The 20409-nt window shown below is 72.7% G+C and carries 16 protein-coding genes and 1 riboswitch; of the genes, 9 read left to right on the top strand and 7 right to left on the bottom strand.

Features of this window, described 5'->3' with window-relative positions; genetic code table 11:
- Positions 1-55: 55 nt before the first annotated feature.
- Positions 56-3511 (bottom strand): chromosome segregation SMC family protein, encoded by a 3456-nt coding sequence (locus tag BLT43_RS09670; protein WP_090112296.1) that lies wholly within the window; start codon positions 3509-3511, stop codon positions 56-58.
- A 158-nt stretch (positions 3512-3669) separates the two neighbouring features.
- Positions 3670-3893, top strand: a riboswitch (cobalamin riboswitch).
- Positions 3894-3930: 37 nt separating this feature from the next.
- Here BLT43_RS09670 and BLT43_RS09665 point away from each other — a divergent pair.
- From BLT43_RS09665 to BLT43_RS09655, 3 genes are all read left to right on the top strand, one after another.
- Positions 3931-4602 carry an energy-coupling factor ABC transporter permease gene (locus BLT43_RS09665; RefSeq protein ID WP_090112294.1) on the top strand — a complete coding sequence of 224 codons (672 nt, stop codon included), beginning with the start codon at positions 3931-3933 and terminating at the stop codon, positions 4600-4602.
- A gap of 79 nt (positions 4603-4681) precedes the next feature.
- A complete protein-coding gene (gene cobW, locus BLT43_RS09660) occupies positions 4682-5746 on the top strand; it encodes a cobalamin biosynthesis protein CobW (protein ID WP_090112292.1) in 1065 nt (354 codons plus the stop codon).
- Positions 5743-6195, top strand: coding sequence for a GNAT family N-acetyltransferase (locus tag BLT43_RS09655; protein WP_242652260.1), 453 nt, complete (start codon positions 5743-5745; stop codon positions 6193-6195). Before cobW ends, BLT43_RS09655 begins: the two co-directional genes overlap by 4 nt.
- A gap of 2 nt (positions 6196-6197) precedes the next feature.
- Here the strand turns inward: BLT43_RS09655 and BLT43_RS09650 are convergent, their stop codons facing one another.
- Positions 6198-6380, bottom strand: a complete 183-nt coding sequence (locus tag BLT43_RS09650) for a hypothetical protein (RefSeq protein ID WP_090112291.1) — start codon at positions 6378-6380, stop codon at positions 6198-6200.
- Between the two features lie 78 nt (positions 6381-6458).
- Between BLT43_RS09650 and cobN the strand changes: the two genes are divergently transcribed.
- From cobN to cobO, 4 genes are read left to right on the top strand one after another with little or no spacing between them, the layout of a single operon-like run.
- A complete protein-coding gene (gene cobN / locus BLT43_RS09645; protein WP_090112289.1) occupies positions 6459-10160 on the top strand; it encodes a cobaltochelatase subunit CobN in 3702 nt (1233 codons plus the stop codon).
- 22 nt (positions 10161-10182) lie between these two features.
- Positions 10183-10533, top strand: coding sequence for a CidA/LrgA family protein (locus BLT43_RS09640; protein WP_090112286.1), 351 nt, complete (start codon positions 10183-10185; stop codon positions 10531-10533).
- Positions 10530-11267 (top strand): LrgB family protein, encoded by a 738-nt coding sequence (locus BLT43_RS09635; protein ID WP_090112285.1) that lies wholly within the window; start codon positions 10530-10532, stop codon positions 11265-11267. The genes BLT43_RS09640 and BLT43_RS09635 overlap by 4 nt, the downstream gene beginning before the upstream one ends.
- A 59-nt stretch (positions 11268-11326) precedes the next feature.
- Complete coding sequence (gene cobO / locus BLT43_RS09630) at positions 11327-11935, top strand: cob(I)yrinic acid a,c-diamide adenosyltransferase (RefSeq protein ID WP_090112283.1); 609 nt, start codon at positions 11327-11329, stop codon at positions 11933-11935.
- Between the two features lie 3 nt (positions 11936-11938).
- Here cobO and BLT43_RS09625 read toward each other — a convergent pair whose 3' ends face one another.
- The 4 genes from BLT43_RS09625 to BLT43_RS09610 all read right to left on the bottom strand — a co-directional run bounded on the left by BLT43_RS09625 (position 11939) and on the right by BLT43_RS09610 (position 16555).
- The gene (locus tag BLT43_RS09625) at positions 11939-13315 is read right to left on the bottom strand and encodes an HWE histidine kinase domain-containing protein (protein ID WP_165612580.1); all 1377 of its coding nucleotides are present in this window, start codon (positions 13313-13315) and stop codon (positions 11939-11941) included.
- An 83-nt stretch (positions 13316-13398) separates the two neighbouring features.
- On the bottom strand, positions 13399-15048 hold the full coding sequence (locus tag BLT43_RS09620) for a thiamine pyrophosphate-binding protein (protein WP_090112279.1): 1650 nt from the start codon (positions 15046-15048) through the stop codon (positions 13399-13401).
- A 62-nt stretch (positions 15049-15110) separates the two neighbouring features.
- On the bottom strand, positions 15111-15509 hold the full coding sequence (locus tag BLT43_RS09615; protein WP_090112277.1) for a VOC family protein: 399 nt from the start codon (positions 15507-15509) through the stop codon (positions 15111-15113).
- The gene (locus tag BLT43_RS09610; protein WP_090112276.1) at positions 15506-16555 is read right to left on the bottom strand and encodes an NAD(P)/FAD-dependent oxidoreductase; all 1050 of its coding nucleotides are present in this window, start codon (positions 16553-16555) and stop codon (positions 15506-15508) included. The genes BLT43_RS09615 and BLT43_RS09610 overlap by 4 nt, the downstream gene beginning before the upstream one ends.
- 48 nt (positions 16556-16603) lie before the next feature.
- Between BLT43_RS09610 and mnmC2 the strand changes: the two genes are divergently transcribed.
- The gene (gene mnmC2 / locus BLT43_RS09605; RefSeq protein WP_090112275.1) at positions 16604-17278 is read left to right on the top strand and encodes a tRNA (5-methylaminomethyl-2-thiouridine)(34)-methyltransferase MnmC2; all 675 of its coding nucleotides are present in this window, start codon (positions 16604-16606) and stop codon (positions 17276-17278) included.
- Positions 17279-17280: 2 nt separating this feature from the next.
- A complete protein-coding gene (locus tag BLT43_RS09600; RefSeq protein WP_090112274.1) occupies positions 17281-18150 on the top strand; it encodes a DMT family transporter in 870 nt (289 codons plus the stop codon).
- Positions 18151-18159: 9 nt separating this feature from the next.
- On the opposite strand, the gene BLT43_RS09595 is transcribed toward BLT43_RS09600, so the two are convergent.
- Complete coding sequence (locus tag BLT43_RS09595; protein ID WP_090112273.1) at positions 18160-20277, bottom strand: transglycosylase SLT domain-containing protein; 2118 nt, start codon at positions 20275-20277, stop codon at positions 18160-18162.
- Positions 20278-20409 lie beyond the last annotated feature (132 nt).

The following is a 20409-nucleotide window of genomic DNA, read 5'->3' as shown; positions in this document are numbered from 1 at the left end:
CCATCATCGGCGAAGGCGAGGTGTTCCTCAAGCGTTCTCCTGCCGCGGCCGCCGCTCAGGCGACCATCTGCTCGGCCTTCTTCAGGTCGACCGAGACGAGCTGGCTCACCCCCTGCTCGCCCATCGTGACGCCGTAGAGCCGGTCCATCCGCGCCATCGTCACCGCGTGGTGGGTGATGATCAGGAAACGGGTGTCGGTGCGGCGGGTCATCTCGTCGAGAAGGTCGCAGAACCGCGTCACGTTGGCGTCGTCGAGCGGTGCGTCGACCTCGTCGAGCACGCAGATCGGCGCCGGGTTGGCGAGGAACACCGCGAAGATCAGCGCCAGCGCCGTCAGCGTCTGCTCGCCGCCCGACAGCAGCGACAGCACCGAGAGCTTCTTGCCCGGCGGCTGGCACAGGATCTCGAGCCCGGCCTCGAGCGGGTCGTCGCTCTCGACCAGCGTGAGCCGCGCCTCGCCGCCGCCGAAGAGGTGCGTGAACAGCGTGCCGAAATTCTCGTTCACCTGGTCGAAGGCGGCGAGCAGCCGCTCGCGTCCCTCGCGGTTGAGGCTGCCGATGCCCTGGCGCAGCGCCCGGATCGCCTCCTCGAGATCGGCCTTCTCGGAAACCAGCCCGTCATGCTCCTCGCGGATCGCGGCGGCGTCCTCCTCGGCGCGCAGGTTGACCGAGCCGAGATTTTCGCGCTGGCGGCGCAGCTTGGCGATCTCGGCCTCGGCCTCCTCGGCGGGCGGCATCGCCTCGGGGCCGGTCTCGAGCGAGGCCAGCAGCTCGTCGGGGGTGCATTCGCGTGCCTCGGTGATCCGCTCGGCGGCCTGCGTGGCGGCGGTGCGGGCGGCCTCGGCGCGGGCCTCCGAGGCGGCGCGGCGCTCGCGCGCCTCGGAGGCGGCGCGCTCGCAGGCCCGCTCGGCCTCGGCGGCGTCGGTCAGCGCGCCCTCGGCGGCGCGCAGCTTCTCGGCGGCTTCGTCGCGGCGCGCCTCGGCGTCGCGGATGCCGGTGTCGAGCTTGCGGCGTTCCTCGGCCAGCGCTTCGGGCCGTTCGCGGGCGCGCTCCAGCTCCGCCTCGGTTTCCGAACGGCGCTGCGCCAGCTCCTCGAGCCGGGTGCGGGCGGTGTCGGCGCGCTGCCGCCAGCCGTCGAGTTCGCGCGCCACGGTCTCGGCGCGCCGCGCCCGGGCCTGCCCCTCGCGGCGCAGCTCGTCGGCCTCGGAGCGGCGGGTGATCATCGCGATCCGCGCGCCCTCGACCGCGACGCGGCCTTCCTCGACCGCCGCGCGGGCGGCGTCGAGATCCTCGAGATCGCGCATCCCGGCCTCGGCCTCGACCAGCGCCTCGCGCCCGGCGCGGCCCTCGTCCTCGTGGCGGGCGAGCGCGTCGCGCGCGGCGTCGCGCCGGGTCTGGGCGCGGCCCTTCTCGGCCTCGGCACGGCTCAGCGCGCGGGCGGCCTCCGACAGTGCCGTCTCGGCGACGCGGCGGGCGGCGCGGGCCTCGGCATCGGCGGTCTTGGCCTGCTCCAGCGCCTGCAGCGCCTCGCCATGCGCGGCGTCGAGATCGGCGAGCTTCGCCTCGACCGTCTCCAGCTCGGCGCGCAACTCCGCGAGCCGGTTCATCTGCTGCAGCCGCAGGGCCGCGGCCGAGGGCGCATCCTCGGCCCCGGCGCGGTAGCCGTCCCAGCGCCACAGGTCGCCCTCGCGGCTGACCAGCCGCTGGCCGGGCGCGAGCCGGGCCTGCAGGCGCGCACCATCGGCGGCCTCGACCACGCCGATCTGCGCGATCCGGCGCGCCAGCACGCCCGGGGCGGCCACGGCCTCGGCCAGCGGCTCGGCACCGCCGGGCAGCGGCTGGTCGGCGTCGTAGCCCGGCAGTTCGGCCCAGCCGGTGGCGGCATCGGGGCCGACCACGGGGGCCTTGAGTTCGTCGCCCAGCGCCGCGCCCAGCGCCTTCTCGTAGCCCGGCGCGACCTTGAGCGCGTCGAGCAGCTGCTCGCCCTCGCCCTGCCCGCGCTCCAAGAGCCGCGCGAGGCCCGCCACCTCGGCGCGCAGCGCCTTGGCCTCGCCCTCGACGCCCGAGCGCGCGGCGCGGGCCTCGGCCTCGCGCGCCTGCGCCGCGCCGCGCGCGGTCTCGGCCTCGGCCAGCGCGGTCTCGGCGGCCTCGGTCCTGGCCTTGGCGGCGGCCTCGGCCTCGGCGGCCTGCGTGGTGCCGGCCTCGGCCGTCGTGGCGGCCTTCGCGGCCTCTTCCAGACCGGATTTGGCGCGCTCGGCCTCCTGCGCGCTGGTCGCGACGCGCTTCTTCGCCTCGGCCACCAGCCGCTGCGCCGACTGGTGCCGCGCCGCGAGCCGCGCCGCGTCCTCGGTGCGCTGGTTCTGCGCGCGCTCCAGCTCGGAGAGCACCTCGCCCGCCTCGCGCGCCTGCGTCTCGGCCTGCGCCAGCCGGGTCTCGAAGCCCTCGCCTGCGCGGGCGAGCTCGGCCGCCTCGGCCTCCAGCGCGCGCATGGTCTCCCCGGCGTCGCGGTCGAGCACGCTCTCGCGCTCGGCGTCGCGGTCGAGCTGTTCGATCCGCGCGCCCATCGCCCGGATCGCGCCGCGCGCCCGCTTCTCCTGGTCGAGCAGGCGGTCGCGCTCGGCCTCCTGCCGGCTCAGCACGGCGCCGGCAACGGTGGCCTCCTCGCGCAGCGGCGGCAGCGCGGTCTCGGCCGCGGCGCGGGTCTCGGCGGCCTTGCGCGCCAGGGCGTCGGCGCGCGAGGCGGCCTGCGCCATCTCCTGCAGCTCGGCCTCGGCGGTGCCGCGCCCGGCCTCGGCGGCGCGCCAGCGCAGCCACAGAAGGATCCCCTCGGCCCGGCGCAGCGCCTCGCCGATCTCGCGGTAGCGCGCGGCGGTACGGGCCTGCCGCGCCAGCGTCGCGAGCTGCGCGGCCTGGCTCTCGACCACGTCGTCGACGCGGGACAGGTTCTGCTCGGCGGCGCGCAGCTTCAGCTCGGCCTCGTGGCGGCGCTGGTAGAGGCCCGAGATGCCGGCGGCCTCCTCGAGGATGCGGCGGCGCGCGGTCGGCTTGGCGTTGATCAGCTCCGCGATCTGGCCCTGCCGCACCAGCGCCGGCGACTGCGAGCCGGTCGAGGCGTCGGCGAAGAGCATCTGCACGTCGCGGGCCCGCACGTCCTTGCCGTTCAGCCGGTAGGCCGAGCCCATGTCGCGGGTGATGCGGCGGATGATCTCGAGCGAGTCGGCGTCGTTGAAGGCGGCGGGCGCCAGCCGCTCGCCATTGTCGACGGTGAGCGTCACCTCGGCGTGGTTGCGCGCGGGCCGGGTCGCGGCACCGGCGAAGATCACGTCCTCCATGCCGCCGCCGCGCATCGCGGTCGGGCGGTTCTCGCCCATCACCCAGCGCAGCGCCTCCAGAAGGTTCGACTTGCCGCAGCCGTTCGGCCCGACCACGCCGGTGAGCCCCTCGGCGATCACCAGATCGGTCGGGTCGACGAAGCTCTTGAAGCCGTTCAGCCTCAGTCGGGTGAATTTCATGGCACGGGCCCTTCACGTCCTCACCGCGCGCCTATGCGGGAGACGGGGCCGCGAAGTCAACGCAGCAAGGGGAAAACGGGCGGGGTTCCGCCGCGTTTCATGGCACCTGGACGGGCCGCGCCGCCCGGCTTGCCGCTTGACGCGGATCGGCGGGCGGGCGCAGAACGGTGGGGCAAGGTTCCCAGATGCGGCGCGAAGCGCCCGAGGGGATGAAATCGGGAATGCGGAAGGGGCCGATCCAGTCAGGAGGCCCCCGGCCGCAGCCGCCCCCGCGACTGTGAGCGGTGAGCGTCCCTCCGACAGGCCACTGGGCGATGCCCGGGAAGGCGGAGGGGTGCCGCGACCCGCGAGCCAGGAGACCGGCCCTGCGTGAACGAGACCCATATCCCCGTCGGGTGGACGGGAGAGGAGACAGTGACATGCATATCGAACCGGGCATCGTGACCGGCGCCAAGATCGCGCTGAGCTACGCCACCGCCGCCGGCGCCGCCGCCTACGCGCTCAAGTCGACCCTGACCGAGATCGGCGCGCGCGGCGCGGCCTCTCTGGCGACCCGCGGCGTCATCGGCACCGCCGCCGCCTTCAGCTTCTTCCAGCTGCTGCCGCATTTCCCGGTCGGCGTGAGCGAGGTGCATTTCATCCTCGGCTCGACGCTGTTCCTGGTGCTGGGCGCCGCCCCCGCCGCGATCGGGCTGGCGCTGGCGCTTTTGCTGCAGGGCCTGTTCCTCGCGCCGTTCGACCTGCCGCAATACGGCATGAACGTCACCACGTTGCTGGTGCCGCTCTTCGCGCTGCGCTGGCTGGCGGCGAAGATCATCGCGCCCGGCACCCGCTATGTCGACCTGAGCTACGGCCAGGCGCTGGCGCTCTCGACCGCCTACCAGGGCGGCGTGGTGGCCTGGGTCGCGTTCTGGGCCTTCTACGGACAGGGCGTGGCGGCGACCGCCGCCGTGGCGAGCTTCGGCGCCGCCTACATGATGGTGGTGCTGATCGAGCCGCTGGTCGACCTCGCCGTGCTGGCGGGCGCCAAGTCGGTGCGCGACCTCGACCGCTCGGGCCTCGTCGCCCGCCGGATGTTCCACACCGCCTGATCGCGCGCGCCGCGACCCAGACCACGAGACGGCTCCCGCAGGGGAGCCGTCTTTTCCGTGATAGAAAGGGGAGGCAGACATGCCCGCCAAGATTCCCGCCACCGTCGTCACCGGCTTTCTCGGCGCCGGAAAGACCACGCTGATCCGCCACCTGCTCGACAACGCCAAGGGCAAGCGCATCGCGCTCGTCATCAACGAGTTCGGCGATCTCGGCGTCGACGGCGGCATCCTCAAGGGTTGCGGCATCGAGAGCTGCCGCGACGAGGACGTGGTCGAGCTGTCGAACGGCTGCATCTGCTGCACCGTCGCCGACGACTTCATCCCGACCATGGAGAAGCTGCTCGACCGCGACGAGCCGGTCGACCACATCGTGATCGAGACCTCCGGCCTCGCGCTGCCGCAGCCGCTGATCCGCGCCTTCAACTGGCCCGGCATCTCGACCCGCGTCACCGTCGACGGCGTCGTCACCGTGGTTGACGGCAAGGCGGTGGCCGAGGGGCGCTTTGCCCACGACATCGCCGCGATCGACGCCCAGCGGGCCGCCGACGATGGCCTCGACCACGAGACGCCGCTGTCGGAGCTGTTCGAGGACCAGATCGCCGCCGCCGACATGATCGTCGTCAACAAGACCGACCTCCTGGGCGCGGAGGAAGCCGAGGCGCTGGCCGCGAAGCTGAAGGCCGAGGCGCGCGGCGGCGTGCAGGTGGTGCGCGCCAGCATGGGCGCGCTGCCGGTCGAGGTGCTGCTAGGCCAGGGCGCGGCCGCCGAGGCCGACATGGAGGCGCGCCACGAGGTGCATCACCATCATCACCACGACGACGATGAGGACGACCACCACGACGCCGAGCATCACCACGGCCATGACGAGTTCGAAAGCTTCGTCGTGACGCGCGCCGAGGTGGCAGACCGCGACGCCTTCGCCGAGCAGGTCGCCGAGGTGATCCGCGCGCATGACATCCTGCGGCTCAAGGGCTTCGTCGCGGTGGCGGGCAAGCCGATGCGGCTGACGCTGCAGGCGGTGGGACCGCGCGTCGATACGCATTTCGACCGCCCCTTCGGCACGGATGCGCGCGAGACGCGGCTAGTGGTGATCGGCGAGGCCGGGCTCGACCGCGCCGCGATCGAGGCGGCGCTGGCGGCGTGAGCGTCGAGGTGAAGCCGGCGCGCGCGACCGATCCCGGTCCGCGCGCGCTGATCGAAGCCAGCCACGAGCTGATGCGGTCGCTGTTCCCGCCCGAGGAGAACCACTTTTTGCCCATCGAGGCGCTCGACGCGCCCGACATCCGCTTCTTCGCGGCCTTCGACGAGGGCACGCCGCTGGGCTGCGGCGCGCTTCACGTGAAACCGGGCTATGGCGAGCTGAAATCGGTCTTCGTGGCCGAGGCGGCGCGCGGGCGCGGCGTCGGCCTCATGCTGCTCGACCGGCTGGAGCGGGCGGCGCGCGACGAAGGGCTCGCGGTGCTGCGGCTCGAGACCGGCGACCTGCTGGCCGCCGCGCACCGGCTCTACGCCCGGGCCGGCTACCGCGAGATCGGCCCGTTCGGGGACTACGCCGCGAACGGGTCGAGCCTGTTCATGGAGAAGCGGCTGTGACCTCAGCCCTTGGGCTCGGGCGCCTTCTCGGCGGCCTTGGCCGCGGCTTCCTTCATGCGCTTGAGCAGCTCGGACTTGTCCGCGCGCTTGTCGAAGGGGGTCTTCGCGCTGCCGCGTTCGTTGTGCTCGCGGTGCTTGGGGGCGTTGCGGCCCTGACGGGGCCCGCCCGACTTGCTGTAATCCATCATCCGCTCCTGTAACTGGGGGGTGCCGTTCCCTGCCCCAACGCGGGCAGCGGCGCAAGCGTTCACGAAAGGGCCGCCATGCATCTTCTCGCCGCCACGCCGGGCACCGTCTCCGACGGCACCGAGGCCGTCGATCTCGGCCAGACGCCCGGCGACCTCGTCGTCATCTCCGCCGCCGACACCGAACTGGCCGCGCTGAGCGCGGCGCGGGCGCAAATGCCGGACGCGCCCGACCTGCGGCTGGCGAGTCTCATGCACCTGCAGCACCCGATGTCGGTGGACCTGCATCTCGACGACTGCGCGACCAGGTCCCGCCTCGTCGTCGCCCGCGTGCTGGGCGGCTCGGGCTACTGGAAATACGGGCTGGTGCAATACGCCTCCCGTCTCGCCGAAGCCGGCGTGCCCTTCGCCGCCCTGCCCGGCGACGACAAGCCCGACCCCGAGCTGCGCGAGCTGTCGACCGTGGCGGCGGAGGATTACGACGCGCTCTGGTCCTACCTCGTCGAGGGCGGGCCCGAGAACGTGGCGGGCTTCCTCGCCCACGCGAAACACATGCTCGACGGAGACGAGGCGCCGCAGGCGGCGCGGCCGCTGCTGCGCGCCGGGGTCTACTGGCCGGGCCTTGGAGTGGCCGATCTCGACCGGCTGCGCGAGGCCTGGGACGGTGACGCGCCCGTCGTGCCGGTGGTGTTCTACCGCGCGCTGCTGCAGGGCGCACAGCTCGCCCCGATCGACCGGCTGGTGCGGGCGCTGCTGCGTCAGGGCCTGAACCCGATGCCGGTCTTCGTGGCCTCGCTGAAGGACCCGGTCTCGCGCGAGACGCTGGCCGGGCTGATGGCCGAGGCGCCGCCATCGGTCATCCTCAACGCCACCTCCTTCGCCACCGGCGGCGCGAGCGCGGGCGACGCCTCGGCCCCGAACCCGCTGGCCGCGCCCGAGGCCAACGAAGCCCCCGTCTTCCAGATCGTGCTCTCGGCCAGCAGCGAGGAGACCTGGGAAGAGGGCCTGACCGGCCTTTCGGCCCGCGACATCGCGATGAACGTGGCGCTGCCCGAGGTCGACGGCCGCATCCTGAGCCGCGCCATCGGCTTCAAGGGCGAGGCCTTCTTCGACGAGGCCACGCAGTGCCGCGTCGCCACCTACCAGCCGCGCGCCGACCGGATCACCTTCGTGGCCGACCTCGCCGCCCGCTGGGCGCGGCTGCGCGCCACGCCCGCCCGCGACCGCAAGGTGGCGCTTGTCCTCGCCAACTACCCCAACAAGGACGGCCGCCTCGCCAACGGCGTCGGCCTCGACACCCCCGCCGCCACCGTCCACGCGCTCGGGCTGATGCGTGGCGCGGGCTACGGCGTGGAGAACCCGCCCGCCGACTCGCAGGCGCTGATGGACCGGCTGATGGCCGGCCCGACCAACTGGCTCACAGACCGCGCCGCGCGCGAGGGCGGCGAGACGCTGCCGCTCGAGGATTACGAGCGTCATTTCGGCGACCTGCCGTGGGAAGCGAAAAAGAAGATCCTCGACCGCTGGGGCCCGCCGGGCGACGACCCCTTCCTGACCAGCGAGGGCTTCGCCCTGTCGCTGCACCGCTTCGGCAACGCATTGGTCGGGCTGCAGCCGGCGCGCGGCTACAACATCGACCCGACCGACACCTACCACTCGCCCGACCTCGTGCCGCCGCACCACTACCTCGCCTTCTATTTCTGGCTCAGGCATCGCTGGGGCGCGGACGCCATCGTGCACATGGGCAAGCACGGCAACCTCGAATGGCTGCCCGGCAAGGCGGTGGCGCTGTCCGAGACCTGCTGGCCCGAGGTCGCGCTGGGGACCGTGCCGCATCTCTACCCCTTCATCGTCAACGACCCCGGCGAGGGCACTCAAGGAAAGCGCCGCGCGCAGGCGGTGGTGATCGACCACCTGACGCCACCGCTGACCCGCGCCGAAAGCTACGGCCCGCTGCGCGACCTTGAGGCGCTGGTGGACGAGTATTACGAGGCCGCGGGCGTCGATCCGCGCCGCATCACCCATCTGCGGCGCGAGATATTGAGCCTCGCAGAGACCACCGGCCTCGCCGCCGATGCCGGATTCGAAGGCGAGGCCGACACCGACCTCGCCAAGCTCGACGCGTGGCTCTGCGAGCTGAAGGAGGCGCAGATCCGCGACGGGCTGCACGTCTTCGGGCAGTCCCCCGAGGGGCGGCAGGAGCGCGACCTCGCCATCGCGCTGGCCCGCGTGCCGCGCGGCTCGGGCGCGGCGTCGATCCTGCGGGCGCTGGCCGAGGATCTGGGCTTGGGCTTCGACCCGCTCGACTGCGACATGGCCGCGGCATGGGACGGCCCCCGCCCCGAGGCGCTCGGCGGCCCCGGCAAGTGGCGCAGCGCCGGCGACACGGTCGAGCGGCTGGAGGAGCTGTGCCAGCGCCTGCTCGACGGAGAGGCCACGGCCCCCGGCCCCGCCTCCGCCGCCGTTCTGGACGAGATCGAGCAGAAGCTCCGCCCCGCCATCGCCGCCTGCGGCCCGGCCGAGGGCGAGGGCCTGCTGACAGGCCTCGACGGCCGCTTCGTCCCCCCCGGCCCGTCGGGCGCGCCGACGCGCGGCCGGCCCGACGTGCTGCCGACCGGGCGCAACTTCTACTCGGTCGACGCCCGCGCCGTGCCGACGCCGACCGCCTGGGCGCTCGGCTGGAAATCCGCGAACCTCCTGATCGAGAAGCACCTGCAGGATCACGGCGACTGGCCCCGCACCATGCTGGTCACCGCATGGGGCACGGCGAACATGCGCACCGGCGGCGACGACATCGCGCAGGCGCTGGCGCTGATGGGCGTGAAACCGACATGGGATTCGGCCAACCGCCGCGTCACCGGCTTCGAGGTGCTGCCCGAGGGCGTGCTGGGCCGGCCCCGCGTCGACGTGACCTTGCGCATCTCCGGCTTCTTCCGCGACGCCTTCCCGCAGCTCGTGGCGCTGGTCGACAGCGCGGCCCGCGCCGTGCAGGCGCTGGACGAGCCCGAGGAGATCAACCCCGCCGCCGCCCGCGTCCGCGCGGGCGAGGCGGCGGCGCGGGTCTACGGCTCCAAGCCCGGCGCCTACGGCGCGGGGTTGCAGGCGCTGATCGACGAGCGGATCTGGTCCGAGCGCGCCGATCTCGGCCGCGCCTATCTCGACTGGGGCGGCTACGCCTACGGCGCGGGACAGGAGGGCGCGGCCGACCGCGAGGGCTTCGCCGCGCGTCTCGGACAGGTCGAAGCGATCGTCCAGAACCAGGACAACCGCGAGCACGACGTGCTCGACAGCGACGACTACTACCAGTTCGAGGGCGGCGCCGCGGCGGCGGTGGCGCATCTGCAGGGCCGCGACCGCCCGATCTACCACAACGACCACTCCCGCCCCGAGCGACCCGTGATCCGCAGCCTCGACGAGGAGATCGCCCGCGTGGTGCGAAGCCGCGTGGTGAACCCCAAGTGGATCGATGGCGTGAAGCGGCACGGCTACAAGGGCGCCTTCGAGATCGCCGCGACGGTCGACTACCTCTTCGCCTTCGCCGCCACGACGCGGGCGGTGAAGAACCATCATTTCGACCTCGTGGAGGAAGCGGTGCTGGCCGACGAGGACACGCGCGACTTCATCGCCGAGCACAACGCCCCGGCGCTGAGGGAGATCGCCGAGCGGCTGCAGGAGGCGATCGACCGCGGCCTCTGGCAGCCGCGCTCGAACTCGGCGCGCGCCCGGATCGAGGAGCTTCGGCAAGGCCGCTTGACCGCTGCGCCCTCCGCGTCACTGTGAGGGCCATGCAAGCGGAGGCCCCATGATCGTCAACCTCGTCGTCCTGCTCGCCTGCCAGCTTGCCGGCGAGGTCGCGGCACGGGCCTTCGGCCTGCCGGTGCCCGGCCCGGTGATCGGCATGGCGCTGCTCTTCGCGGCGCTGGTCCTGCGCCCGAAGCTGGCCGCGCGCATCGCGCCCACCACCTCCGGGCTGCTGTCGCACCTGTCGCTGCTCTTCGTGCCGGCCGGCGTCGGCGTGGTCGGCCATCTCGACACGCTGGGCCGCGACGGCGTGGCGCTGATCGCGGCGCTGCTCTTGTCCACCGTCGCCGCGATCCTCGTGGGCGTCTGGGTGTTCCTCGCGGTGGCGCGGCTCATGGGCACGCCGGAATGAGCCCCGCCGACCCCGCCGAGATCTGGACCTACCTGCGGCAGGACCCGCTCCTGTGGCTGACGGCGACGCTGGTGGCATACGCTCTGGGCGATCTGGCCTTCCGCCGCTCGGGGCGGCGGCCGCTGGTCAACCCGGTGCTGGTGGCGGTGGTGCTGCTGGCGCTGCTCCTGCGGCTTACCGCCACGCCCTACGAGCGCTACTTCGACGGCGCGCAGTTCGTGCATTTCATGCTCGGCCCGGCCACCGTCGCGCTGGCGGTGCCGCTCCACGCCAACCTGCGGCTGATCCGCTCGACCGTCTGGCCGATGCTGGCGGCGCTGGTGGCGGGCTCGGTGACGGCGCTGGTCACGGCCGTGGCGATCGGCGCGGCCTTCGGCCTCCGGGGCGAGACGCTGCTGTCGCTCGCGCCCAAGTCGGTCACCGCGCCGGTGGCGCTGGGCGTGTCGGAAACCATCGGCGGCGCGCCCAACCTGACGGCGGTGCTGGTGATCCTGACGGGCATCACCGGCGCGATCATCGCCACGCCGCTTCTGAACCTCGTGCGCATCCGCGACTGGCGCGCCCGCGGCCTCGCGGTGGGGGTGGCGGCGCACGGCATCGGCACGGCGCGGGCCTTCCAGGTCAACGAGACGGCGGGCGCCTTCGCGGGCATCGGCATGGGGCTCAACGCGCTGCTGACCGCGCTCATCGCGCCCCTGATCGCGCCTTGGCTCGTGGCGCTGCTCGCCGGCTGACGGGTTGCGAAGCGCGCCCCTTCGGCGCAGTCTGCCGTTCCGAAGACAGGAGCCGCGCCATGACCGACGACACCGACCGCCACGCCGCCAAGATGGCCAAGAAGAAGGCCGCGCGCGACAAGATCATGGCGACCAAGACCGACGAGAAGGGCCTCGTCATCGTCCATACCGGCAAGGGCAAGGGCAAGTCCTCGGCCGCCTTCGGCATGATCTTCCGCTGCATCGCCCACGAGATGCCCTGCGCGGTGGTGCAGTTCATCAAGGGCGGCATGTCCACCGGCGAGCGCGACCTGATCCTCGAGCGGTTCTCGGATGTCTGCCAGTTCCACACCATGGGCGAGGGCTTCACCTGGGAGACCCAGGACCGCACCCGCGACACCGAGATGGCGCAGGCCGCCTGGGCCAAAGCCAAGGAGCTGATCCGCAACCCGGAGATCCGCATGGTGCTGCTCGACGAGATCAACATCGCGCTGCGCTACGAGTATCTCGACATCAAGGAGGTCGTGGCCTTCTTGCGCGAGGAAAAGCCCGCCATGACCCACGTGGTGCTCACCGGCCGCAACGCGCATGACGACCTAATCGAGGCGGCCGACCTCGTGACCGAGATGGAGCTGGTCAAGCACCCGTTCCGCTCGGGCATCAAGGCGCAGATCGGGGTGGAGTTCTGAGCCCTAGCCCTTCGCGGCGATCAGCTTCCTGAGCTCCGAGACGACGCGGTCCTCGCTCACCGGCTTGGACAGCACCTCGCAGCCCGGGAAGTCGGCCTTCAGCTCCTCGCCGTCGACATTGCCGGTCACGAACAGGATCGGCACGCCCAGCGCGTGCAGGTCGCGCGCCACCGGCAGGCTCGATTCGGCCCCGAGCCGCACGTCGAGCACCGCCGCGTCGGGCCGGGTCGCCACCGCCTTCTGCGCCTCCGACAGCTTGGTGTAGGGCCCCTCGACCAGCGCCCCCTGCTCGCCCAGCGCCATCTCGAGCGAGATCGCGATCAGGAACTCGTCCTCGACCACCATCACCCGCTTGCCCTCGAGCCGCGCCGCGCCGGCGGTCGCGCGCTGGGTCTCCTCGGCGTCGTGGCCGACCGGCAGCTCGATGGTGCAGGTCACGCCCTCGGCGGCGTAGTCGACCTTCACCTCGCCTTCCTCGGCCCGCAGGATCGAGCGCAGCAGCGTGCTGCCGAAGCCCGATCTCTCGGGCGGCACGACGGCCGGGCCGCCGCTTTCGCGCCAGACCACCTGGGCCCGGCCCGGCATGGTGCGGGTCACGTCCACCGACACCCGGCCGGCGTCGTTCGACAGCGCGCCGTACTTGATCGCGTTGGTGGTCAGCTCGTAGAGCGCCAGCGACAGGCTCTCGGCGATCTTGGCGCTCAGCGTCGCACCGGTCGCGCCGGTGACCGAGAAGCGCCCCGCCTCGGGCCGGAAGGGCGAGACCGCGCTGTCGATCACGTCCGAAACCCTGAGCGCGCTTTCCGACAGCTGCACCGTCAGCGCGTGGCTGCGCGACAACGCCTCCATGCGCCCCAGCAGGCTATGCTCCATCTCCGCGACGCTGCCCGCGCGCCGCGCCGACATCCGCACCATGCCCTGCAGGACCGAAAGCATGTTGCGCGTGCGGTGGTTGAGCTCCGAGGTCACCAGCCGCAGCCGCTCCTCGGCCTCCTTGTTCTCGGTGATGTCGATGACATGGCCGATCAGCCGGTCATGGCCGGTCTTCTCGTCGCGGACCTGCCGGCCATGCGCGGTGATCCAGCGCATCTGGCCGTCGGCGCGGATGATGCGGCATTCGAAGGCCCAGGGCTCGCCATGGGTCGTGGCCACGCCGAAGCTCTGCTCGACCTTCTTGCGATCCTCCTCGACCACGTGGCCGAGGAAATCCTCGTAGCTCCAGGAGGGCAGCAGCGTGTCGTAGCCGAAGATCTGGTCGTGGCGCAGGCTGCGCCACGCCTTGCCGGTGACGGTGTCGAGGTCCCAGACGCCGATCTCGCCGACGGCCAGCACCAGCCGCAGGTGATCCGCGCCTGCCTCGAGTTCCCTCAGTTCGTCCATCCGCGCGGGTCCGGTCCGTTCATCCATCGTTCACAGCTATAGGCGCGCGGTGCGGGATTGAACAGCTCGGACCCTCCGTCGCCCTATCCGTGCGGCATCGTACGCAGGCCCGACAGCGTCTGCCCGGTCGAAAGCGCGTCCGGATCGACCCTGAGCTCGATCACCGCGGGCCGGCCCGCGGCGCGGGCGCGGGCGAAGGCCTCTGGAAAATCGGCGTCGCGCTCGACCGTCTCGCCATGGCCGCCATAGGCCCGCGCCAGCGCCGCGAAGTCCGGGTTGGCCAGCGCCGTGCCCGACACCCGGCCGGGATAATGCTTTTCCTGGTGCATCCGGATCGTGCCGTAGCGGCCGTTGTTGACCACGATCACCACCGGCGCCGCGCCGTGCTGCGCCGCCGTCGACATCTCGTTCAGCGTCATCTGGAAGCAGCCGTCCCCGGCGAGGCAGACCACCGCGCGGTCGGGATGGGCGAGCGACGCCGCGATCGCCGCGGGAAAGCCGTAGCCCATCGAGCCGGAGGTCGGCGCGAGCTGGGTGCGGAAGCCCTTGAAGCGGAAGTAGCGGTGCAGCCAGCCCGCGTAGTTGCCCGCGCCGTTGGTGAGGATCGCGTCCTCGGGCAGGTTGTCAGAGAGCCAGCCGATCACCCGCTCCAGCTTGACCGCGCCGGGCGTCTCCTGCGGCGCGAGCCAGGCCTCGTAATCGGCGCGCGCGGCGCTGACCCATTCCGTCCGGTCGCGCTCGCCCGGCGCGCAGGCGGCCAAGGCCGCGAGCATCGCCGGCGCGGGCGCGGTCACGGCCAGCTCGGGGCGGTAGACCCGGCCGATCTCGTCGGCGTCGGCATGGACATGGATCAGCGTCTTGCCGTGCCCGCCCGGCTCCATGAGCGTGTAGCCCTGCGTCTCGATGTCGCCCAGCCGCGAGCCCAGCACCAGCACCGTGTCGGCTTCGCGCAGCCGCGCGGCCAGACGCGGGTTCACGCCGACATTCAGGTCGCCCGCATAGTTCGGATGCCGGTTGTCCATGTAGTCCTGCCGCCGGAACCCGGCGGCGATGGGCAGGCCCTGCGCCTCGGCGAAGCGGGCGAGGTCGGCCGCCGCCTCGGCCGACCAGTGCGGCCCGCCCGCCACCACCAGCGGCCGCTCGGCCTCGGCCAGCCGCGCGACGATGCGCCGGGCGGCGTTCGAGAGGTCGGGCGCGATCCGCTCGGGCGCGGGCACGAGATCCGCCGCCTCGGCGCGGGCCGAGAGCACGTCCTCGGGCAGCGCCAGCACCACCGGGCCGGGGCGGCCCGAACAGGCCACCTCGAAGGCGCGGCCGACATATTCGGGGATGCGCGCCGGGTCGTCGATCTCGGCCACCCACTTGGCGAGCGGCGCGAACATGGCGCGGTAATCGACCTCCTGGAACGCCTCGCGGTCGCGGTCGCCGCGCGCGATCTGGCCGACGAACAGCACCATCGGCGTGCTGTCCTGCCGCGCGACATGCACGCCGGAGGCGGCGTTGGTGGCGCCGGGGCCGCGGGTGACGAAGGCGACGCCGGGCCGCCCCGTCAGCTTGCCCTGCGCCTCGGCCATCATCGCCGCCCCGCCCTCGTGGCGGCAGACCACGTTGGCGATGGCGCTGTCATGCAGCCCGTCGAGCACGGCGAGAAAGCTCTCGCCCGGCACCGAGAACACCCGCTCCACCCCGAGCCGCACCAGCTGCTCCACCAGTATCGCGCCGCCATGCCGCATGTCGTCCTCCCTGATCTGACCGGCGCCGACCTTGGCGGCGGCCGGGCCGGGAGGCAAGCCGCTCAGAGCCGCGCGGCGATCTCCACGAGGTTGCCGTCCGGGTCGCGGATGCTCAGCGACGCCACCGGGCCGTTCGCGCCCTCTCGCCGGTCGGGGCCGGATTCGACCGGCACGCCGAGATCGTCGAGATGCTCCAGCCAGTGCGACATCGGCGCCTCGGTCAGAAGGCACAGGTCGATGCAGCCGGTGCCGGGGTGGCGGGCATGCGGCGGCACCGGCGCCTCGGAGGCGTGCAGCTCGATCATCTGCCCGCCGAAGCGCAGCGCAGCGCGGCGCTCGCCCGCGGCGCCGCTCGACCAGACCGGCGCCATGCCGAGCACGGCGACGTAGAAGTCCACCGTCTCGGCCACGTCCGAGACGGTCAGCACGAGATGGTCGATGGCGGTGATACGCGGGGTCACAGGCTGGCCTCCGGCTGGAACGCGGCTGGAATGCGGTCGCGCCCTTCGAGCACGAGATCGGCCATCACCTCGCCCACCAGCGGCGCGAGGCCGAAGCCGATCTTGAAGCCGCCATTGGCGATGTAGGCGTTGGCGCGGAACGGGTGCGCCCCGAGCATCGGCGCGCGGCTCTTGGCGCGCGGCCGGAGGCCGGCCCAGCGCTCGACCAGATCGGCGTCCTCGAGCGGAGGGCAGATGCGCCGCGCCCGCGCCACCAGCGCGTCGAGTTGGTCGTCGGTCGCCGCGCCGTCGGCGTAGTCGCGCTCGGAGGTCGAGCCGATCCCCACCGTGCCGTCGGCATGCGGGATGACGTGCAGCCCGTCGACGAAGAGCTGCGGCCGCGCGCGCGCGTCGAACTCCTTGGGACGCAGCAGCGCCGCCTGCCCCTTCACGCCGTTGCCGACGGTCTTTCCCGCCTGCGCCGAAAGCTCCTCGAGCCCGGCCACGCCGGTGGCCCAGACCACCGGCCCCTCTGGCAGCCCCTCGCGTTCGACCTCTCCGCCCTGCACCTCGAAGGCCCGCGCCAGCGCCTTCGTGGCGCGGCGCGGATGCAGCCGTGCGCTCAGCGTGTCATGCACCAGCCGCCCCGTCGGGCTGCCCGGCGACCACGCGTCGAGCCCCTCCGCCGCGATCACCCGCCACTCGGCCGCGCCGCGCCACAGCCCGGCCGCGCCCTCGGCCCGCGCCTCGGCCCGCGCGACCGCCTCGGCATCGGCCAGAGGCTGCAGCCGGCCGCTGCGCGCATAGCCCGGATCCTCGCCCGAGAGCCGCGCGATGTCGGCCCAGAACTCCTCGGCCATCAGCAGCGCCTCGAGCTGGAACGCCTTCTTGTCGTTCCACTGCTCGGGCACGTGCGGCGCCAGCGCGCCGACCACGCCGCCGGAGGCCCCGGCCGCCGGACCCGCGGGGTCGATCACGCGCACATGCGCGCCGCGCCGGGCACAGGCCACGGCGACCGAGAGTCCCCAGACCCCCGCCCCCATCACCGTCAGATCCGCGCTTGCCATCATCCTCCCCCGCTGCCATCGCTGGACCGCAGCCTAGGACGGAACCCCATGCAGGACCAGAAGGCAAAGCTCGACTGGCGCGACGGCCGGGTGCCGGTCTCGACGCGCTTCGACGACCCCTACTTCTCGCTCGAGGACGGGCTCGAGGAGACGCGCCACGTCTTCCTCGCCGGCAACGGCCTGCCCGACCGCTTCGGCGGCGACTTCCGGATCATGGAGACCGGCTTCGGCACCGGGCTGAACTTCCTCGTCGCATGGGAAGCGTGGGAGACGGCCGGAGCGCGCGGAAGCCTGCGCTTCACCAGCTTCGAGGCCTTCCCGATGGACCCGGCCGAGATGGCGCGCGCGCTCGCGGCCTTTCCCGGCCTCGCCGCCCGCGCCGAACGGCTGGTCGCGGCGATGGAGCAGGGCTTCGGCCCGCATCTCTTCGACGGTGCGGTGACGCTCGAGGTGGTGGTGGGCGACGCGCGCGAGACGCTGCCCGCGCATGAAGGGCTGGCCGATGCCTGGTTCCTCGACGGCTTCGCACCCGCCAAGAACCCGGAGCTGTGGGGCGAGGCGTTGATGGCGGAGGTCGCCGCGCATACCGCGCCGGGCGGCACGGTGGCGAGCTACACGGCTGCCGGTCACGTGCGGCGGGCGCTGGCCGCGGCGGGGCTGGAGGTCGCGCGCGCGAAGGGTTACGGGCGAAAGAGACACATGACCCTCGCGCGAAAGGTGTAGACATGCGCAGCGACGCCCGGCTCGGCATTCTGCTGATGACGATCACCACCTTCGTCTTCGCCATGCAGGACGGGCTCTCGCGCTACCTCGCGGGCGAGTACAACGTGCTGATGGTGGTGATGATCCGCTACTGGTTCTTCGCCGCCTTCGTGATCGCCATCGCCCGGCGCCAGCGCGGCTCGGTCCGCGCCGCCGCCCGCACCACCCAGCCGCTGCTGCAGATCGGCCGCGGCCTGCTACTGGCGGCCGAGATCTGCGTGATGGTCGTCGGCTTCGTGCATCTCGGGCTGGTCGAGAGCCACGCGATCTTCGCGGCCTACCCGCTCGTGATCGCCGCGCTCTCGGGGCCGGTGCTGGGCGAGGCGGTGGGCTGGCGGCGCTGGGCCGCGATCGGCATCGGCTTCGTCGGCGTGATGGTGATCCTGCAGCCCGGCTTCGGCGTCTTCGCCCCGGCGGCGGTGTTTCCGCTGGTGGCGGCGCTGTGCTTCGCGCTCTACGGCCTGCTGACCCGCTACGCCGCGCGGCGCGACACGGCGGCGACCAGCTTCTTCTGGACGGGCGTGAGCGGCGCGGTGCTGATGACCGCGATCGGCCTGCCGAACTGGCAGATGCTCATCGGCTGGGACTGGGCGGTGATGGCGTTGCTCTGCGTGTCGGGCGTGACCGGGCATTACCTGCTAATCAAGACCTACGAGGTCGCCGAGGCCAGCGCGGTGCAGCCCTTCGCCTACCTGCAGCTGCCCTTCGCCGCCGGGCTCGGCATCCTCGCCTTCGGCGAGACCGTCGCGCCCAACGTGGCGCTGGGCGCGGCGATCGTGGTGGGCGCCGGCATCTTCACGCTGATCCGCACCCACCGGGTGCGGCGGGGCTGAGCGCCCCGCTCACTCCTCCAGCGGGCGCTGCGGCGGCCGGCTCTCGATCCGGCGCGGCGCCAGGACCGAGACCGACATGGTCGAGGTGCGCGCCTCGGGCGCGATCTCGACCAGCGGCGGCACCGGGGCCGGCTCGGCCTCGGCCAGCACCGGCTCGCGCTCGCCCGGGCGCAGCTCGGGGCGCACGAAGGGCGGCTTGCCGTTGAGGATGTCCGAGAAGCGCACCCGGCCGGTCTCGCCGGTCAGCCGCGCCCGGTAGACCGGGATCGATTCCGTCACCCGCATCACGTAGTTGCGGGTCTCGGTGAAGGGGATGTGCTCGATCCAGTCGACCACGTCGGCCTGCCCGATCCGCGGGTCGCCGCGCTCGGCCATCCAGATCCGCGGCCGCGACGGCCCGGCATTGTAGCCCGCCGAGACCATCACCGGGCTCTGGCCGAACATCTCCTCGAGATGGTTGAGATAGCGCCCGCCCAGCGTCGCGTTGTAGCGCCAGTCGCCGGTGAGCTTCGCGCGCGAATAGGGCAGGCCCACCCAGCCCGACACCTCCTCGGCGGTGGCCGGCATCAGCTGCATCAGCCCCAGCGCGCCGACATGGCTGCCGGCGCCGGCGTTGAACTCGCTTTCGCGCCGGGCGATCGACAGCGCCAGCTCGGGCGAGACCGGCAGATCCATCTCGGCAACGTCGTGCAGCGGGAAGTAGATCTCGGGCACCACGATCTGCCGGTAGGCCGCGGCCTTGCCGAGCGTCAGCGCGAGGTAGGTCTCGTCGCGCTCCAGAAGCATCCGGCCGAGCTGGGCGATGCCCTCGCGCTCGAGCGTGCGGCCGAGCTCCACCGTGAAGCGCAGCGCCGCCCGGCTCTCGCCGGCGTCGAGCAGCATCGCCAGCGCCTGCGTGCGGTCGTCCTCGAGCACCTCGCCCTGCCGCCAGTCGGCCACCTCCTCGCGGCCCGTCAGGGCCGGGTCGAGCGCGAGGCCGAGCTTCTCGGCCGCCAGAAGGCCGTAGAAGGCGGTCTGGTGCAGCGCCGCGCGGGCATAGTCGAGCGCCGCCTTGTCATAGGCGCCCGCCGCCTCGCGCGCCCGGCCCTGCCAGTAGCCGGCGCGGGCCAGCGAGATCGGGCTCTCCACGTCGGCCTCGAGCCGCATGAAATGCTCGAGCGCGCGCTCGGGATCGTCGAGATAGGTCAGCGCCACGTAGCCCGCGATCCATTCGAGATCGGCGTAGAAGCTGCCCTCGGTCAGGAAATGTCGGCTGGCGAGGTCGTAGGCGCGCTGCGGCTCGCCCTCGCGCATCAGCCAGCGCGCGAGGTTGGCGCGCCAGGCCGCCCAGCGGAACGGCTCGCCCAGGCGCTCCTCGCTGCCGGTGTGGCGCTCGATGATCTCCAGCGCCTCGGTGTAGTCGCCCTTGTCGGCGAAGCGGTTGAAGCGGGCATTGGCAAGGCCGGGCGTGTCGCGCAGCCGGTCGGGCACCCGGCCCAGCATCTGCGCGGCGCGCTGGTCGCGGATCAGCGCCACCCGCGCCTCGGCCACGCGGCGCTCATCAGCCGACAGCGTGTCGAACAGCTTCTGCGCGTCGGTGATCCGCCAGCGCCAGAGCATCGCGTCGACCCGCTTCGCGTGATGCGGCGCGAGGATGTCGGGGAAGGCGTCCATCATCGCCGCGAATCCGGTGCCGTCGAGCCCCAGCGTCAGCCAGCTCTCGACCAGCATCTCGCGCGCGGCGTCGACCCGGCCCTCGGCCATCAGCGCCTCGGCCAGCCGCACCGCGCCCTCGCCGGTCTCGGGCGTGCGGTCGCCGAACCAGGCCAGCACCTGCTCGGAGGGCAGCCCCTTGGGCATGTCGCGCTCGCCCTCGGCGCGGATCTGATCGAGCCGCGGCCAGTCGGGATGGGCGGCGACGAAGGCCACGTAATCGGGCCATTCGGCCGCCCCGGCCTGCAGCCGCTCCCATGTGACGAGGTCGAGCGCGACCTCGCCCAACGGCGCGGCCAGCGCCTCGGCGCGGGCCCAATCCTGCGAATCGGCGGCCGACATCGCGTCGCCGAGCGGGTCGGCCAGGGCCGTGAGCGGTGCGGAAAGGCTGAAAATCGTGGCGAGGGCAGTCGAAAAACGGCTGATCTTCGTCATGCGGGCTGGCTCCGAGGTCCGGGGGATTTCGGCACGAGACTTGACCCTAGGGATAGTTTGTCTGCTCGCAACTCACAAACTTGGCAAGCGGCGGAAAGCCGTCTAGGTTCCGCGCGATTTATCACCCCGACT

The organism is Limimaricola pyoseonensis, from assembly GCF_900102015.1.
GTDB classification, from domain to species: domain Bacteria; phylum Pseudomonadota; class Alphaproteobacteria; order Rhodobacterales; family Rhodobacteraceae; genus Limimaricola; species Limimaricola pyoseonensis.
This window is presented reverse-complemented; position numbering and strand designations above follow the sequence as displayed.

Coding starts and splice junctions, on each gene's coding strand:
- cobO (WP_090112283.1), top strand. CDS start 11,327: ATGACCGACGACACCGACCGCCACGCCGCCAAGATGGCCAAGAAGAAG.
- BLT43_RS09650 (WP_090112291.1), bottom strand. CDS start 6,380: ATGGATTACAGCAAGTCGGGCGGGCCCCGTCAGGGCCGCAACGCCCCC.
- BLT43_RS09600 (WP_090112274.1), top strand. CDS start 17,281: ATGCGCAGCGACGCCCGGCTCGGCATTCTGCTGATGACGATCACCACC.
- BLT43_RS09635 (WP_090112285.1), top strand. CDS start 10,530: ATGAGCCCCGCCGACCCCGCCGAGATCTGGACCTACCTGCGGCAGGAC.
- BLT43_RS09595 (WP_090112273.1), bottom strand. CDS start 20,277: ATGACGAAGATCAGCCGTTTTTCGACTGCCCTCGCCACGATTTTCAGC.
- BLT43_RS09625 (WP_165612580.1), bottom strand. CDS start 13,315: ATGGACGAACTGAGGGAACTCGAGGCAGGCGCGGATCACCTGCGGCTG.
- BLT43_RS09610 (WP_090112276.1), bottom strand. CDS start 16,555: ATGGCAAGCGCGGATCTGACGGTGATGGGGGCGGGGGTCTGGGGACTC.
- BLT43_RS09665 (WP_090112294.1), top strand. CDS start 3,931: ATGCATATCGAACCGGGCATCGTGACCGGCGCCAAGATCGCGCTGAGC.
- cobW (WP_090112292.1), top strand. CDS start 4,682: ATGCCCGCCAAGATTCCCGCCACCGTCGTCACCGGCTTTCTCGGCGCC.
- mnmC2 (WP_090112275.1), top strand. CDS start 16,604: ATGCAGGACCAGAAGGCAAAGCTCGACTGGCGCGACGGCCGGGTGCCG.
- BLT43_RS09670 (WP_090112296.1), bottom strand. CDS start 3,511: ATGAAATTCACCCGACTGAGGCTGAACGGCTTCAAGAGCTTCGTCGAC.
- cobN (WP_090112289.1), top strand. CDS start 6,459: ATGCATCTTCTCGCCGCCACGCCGGGCACCGTCTCCGACGGCACCGAG.
- BLT43_RS09640 (WP_090112286.1), top strand. CDS start 10,183: ATGATCGTCAACCTCGTCGTCCTGCTCGCCTGCCAGCTTGCCGGCGAG.
- BLT43_RS09620 (WP_090112279.1), bottom strand. CDS start 15,048: ATGCGGCATGGCGGCGCGATACTGGTGGAGCAGCTGGTGCGGCTCGGG.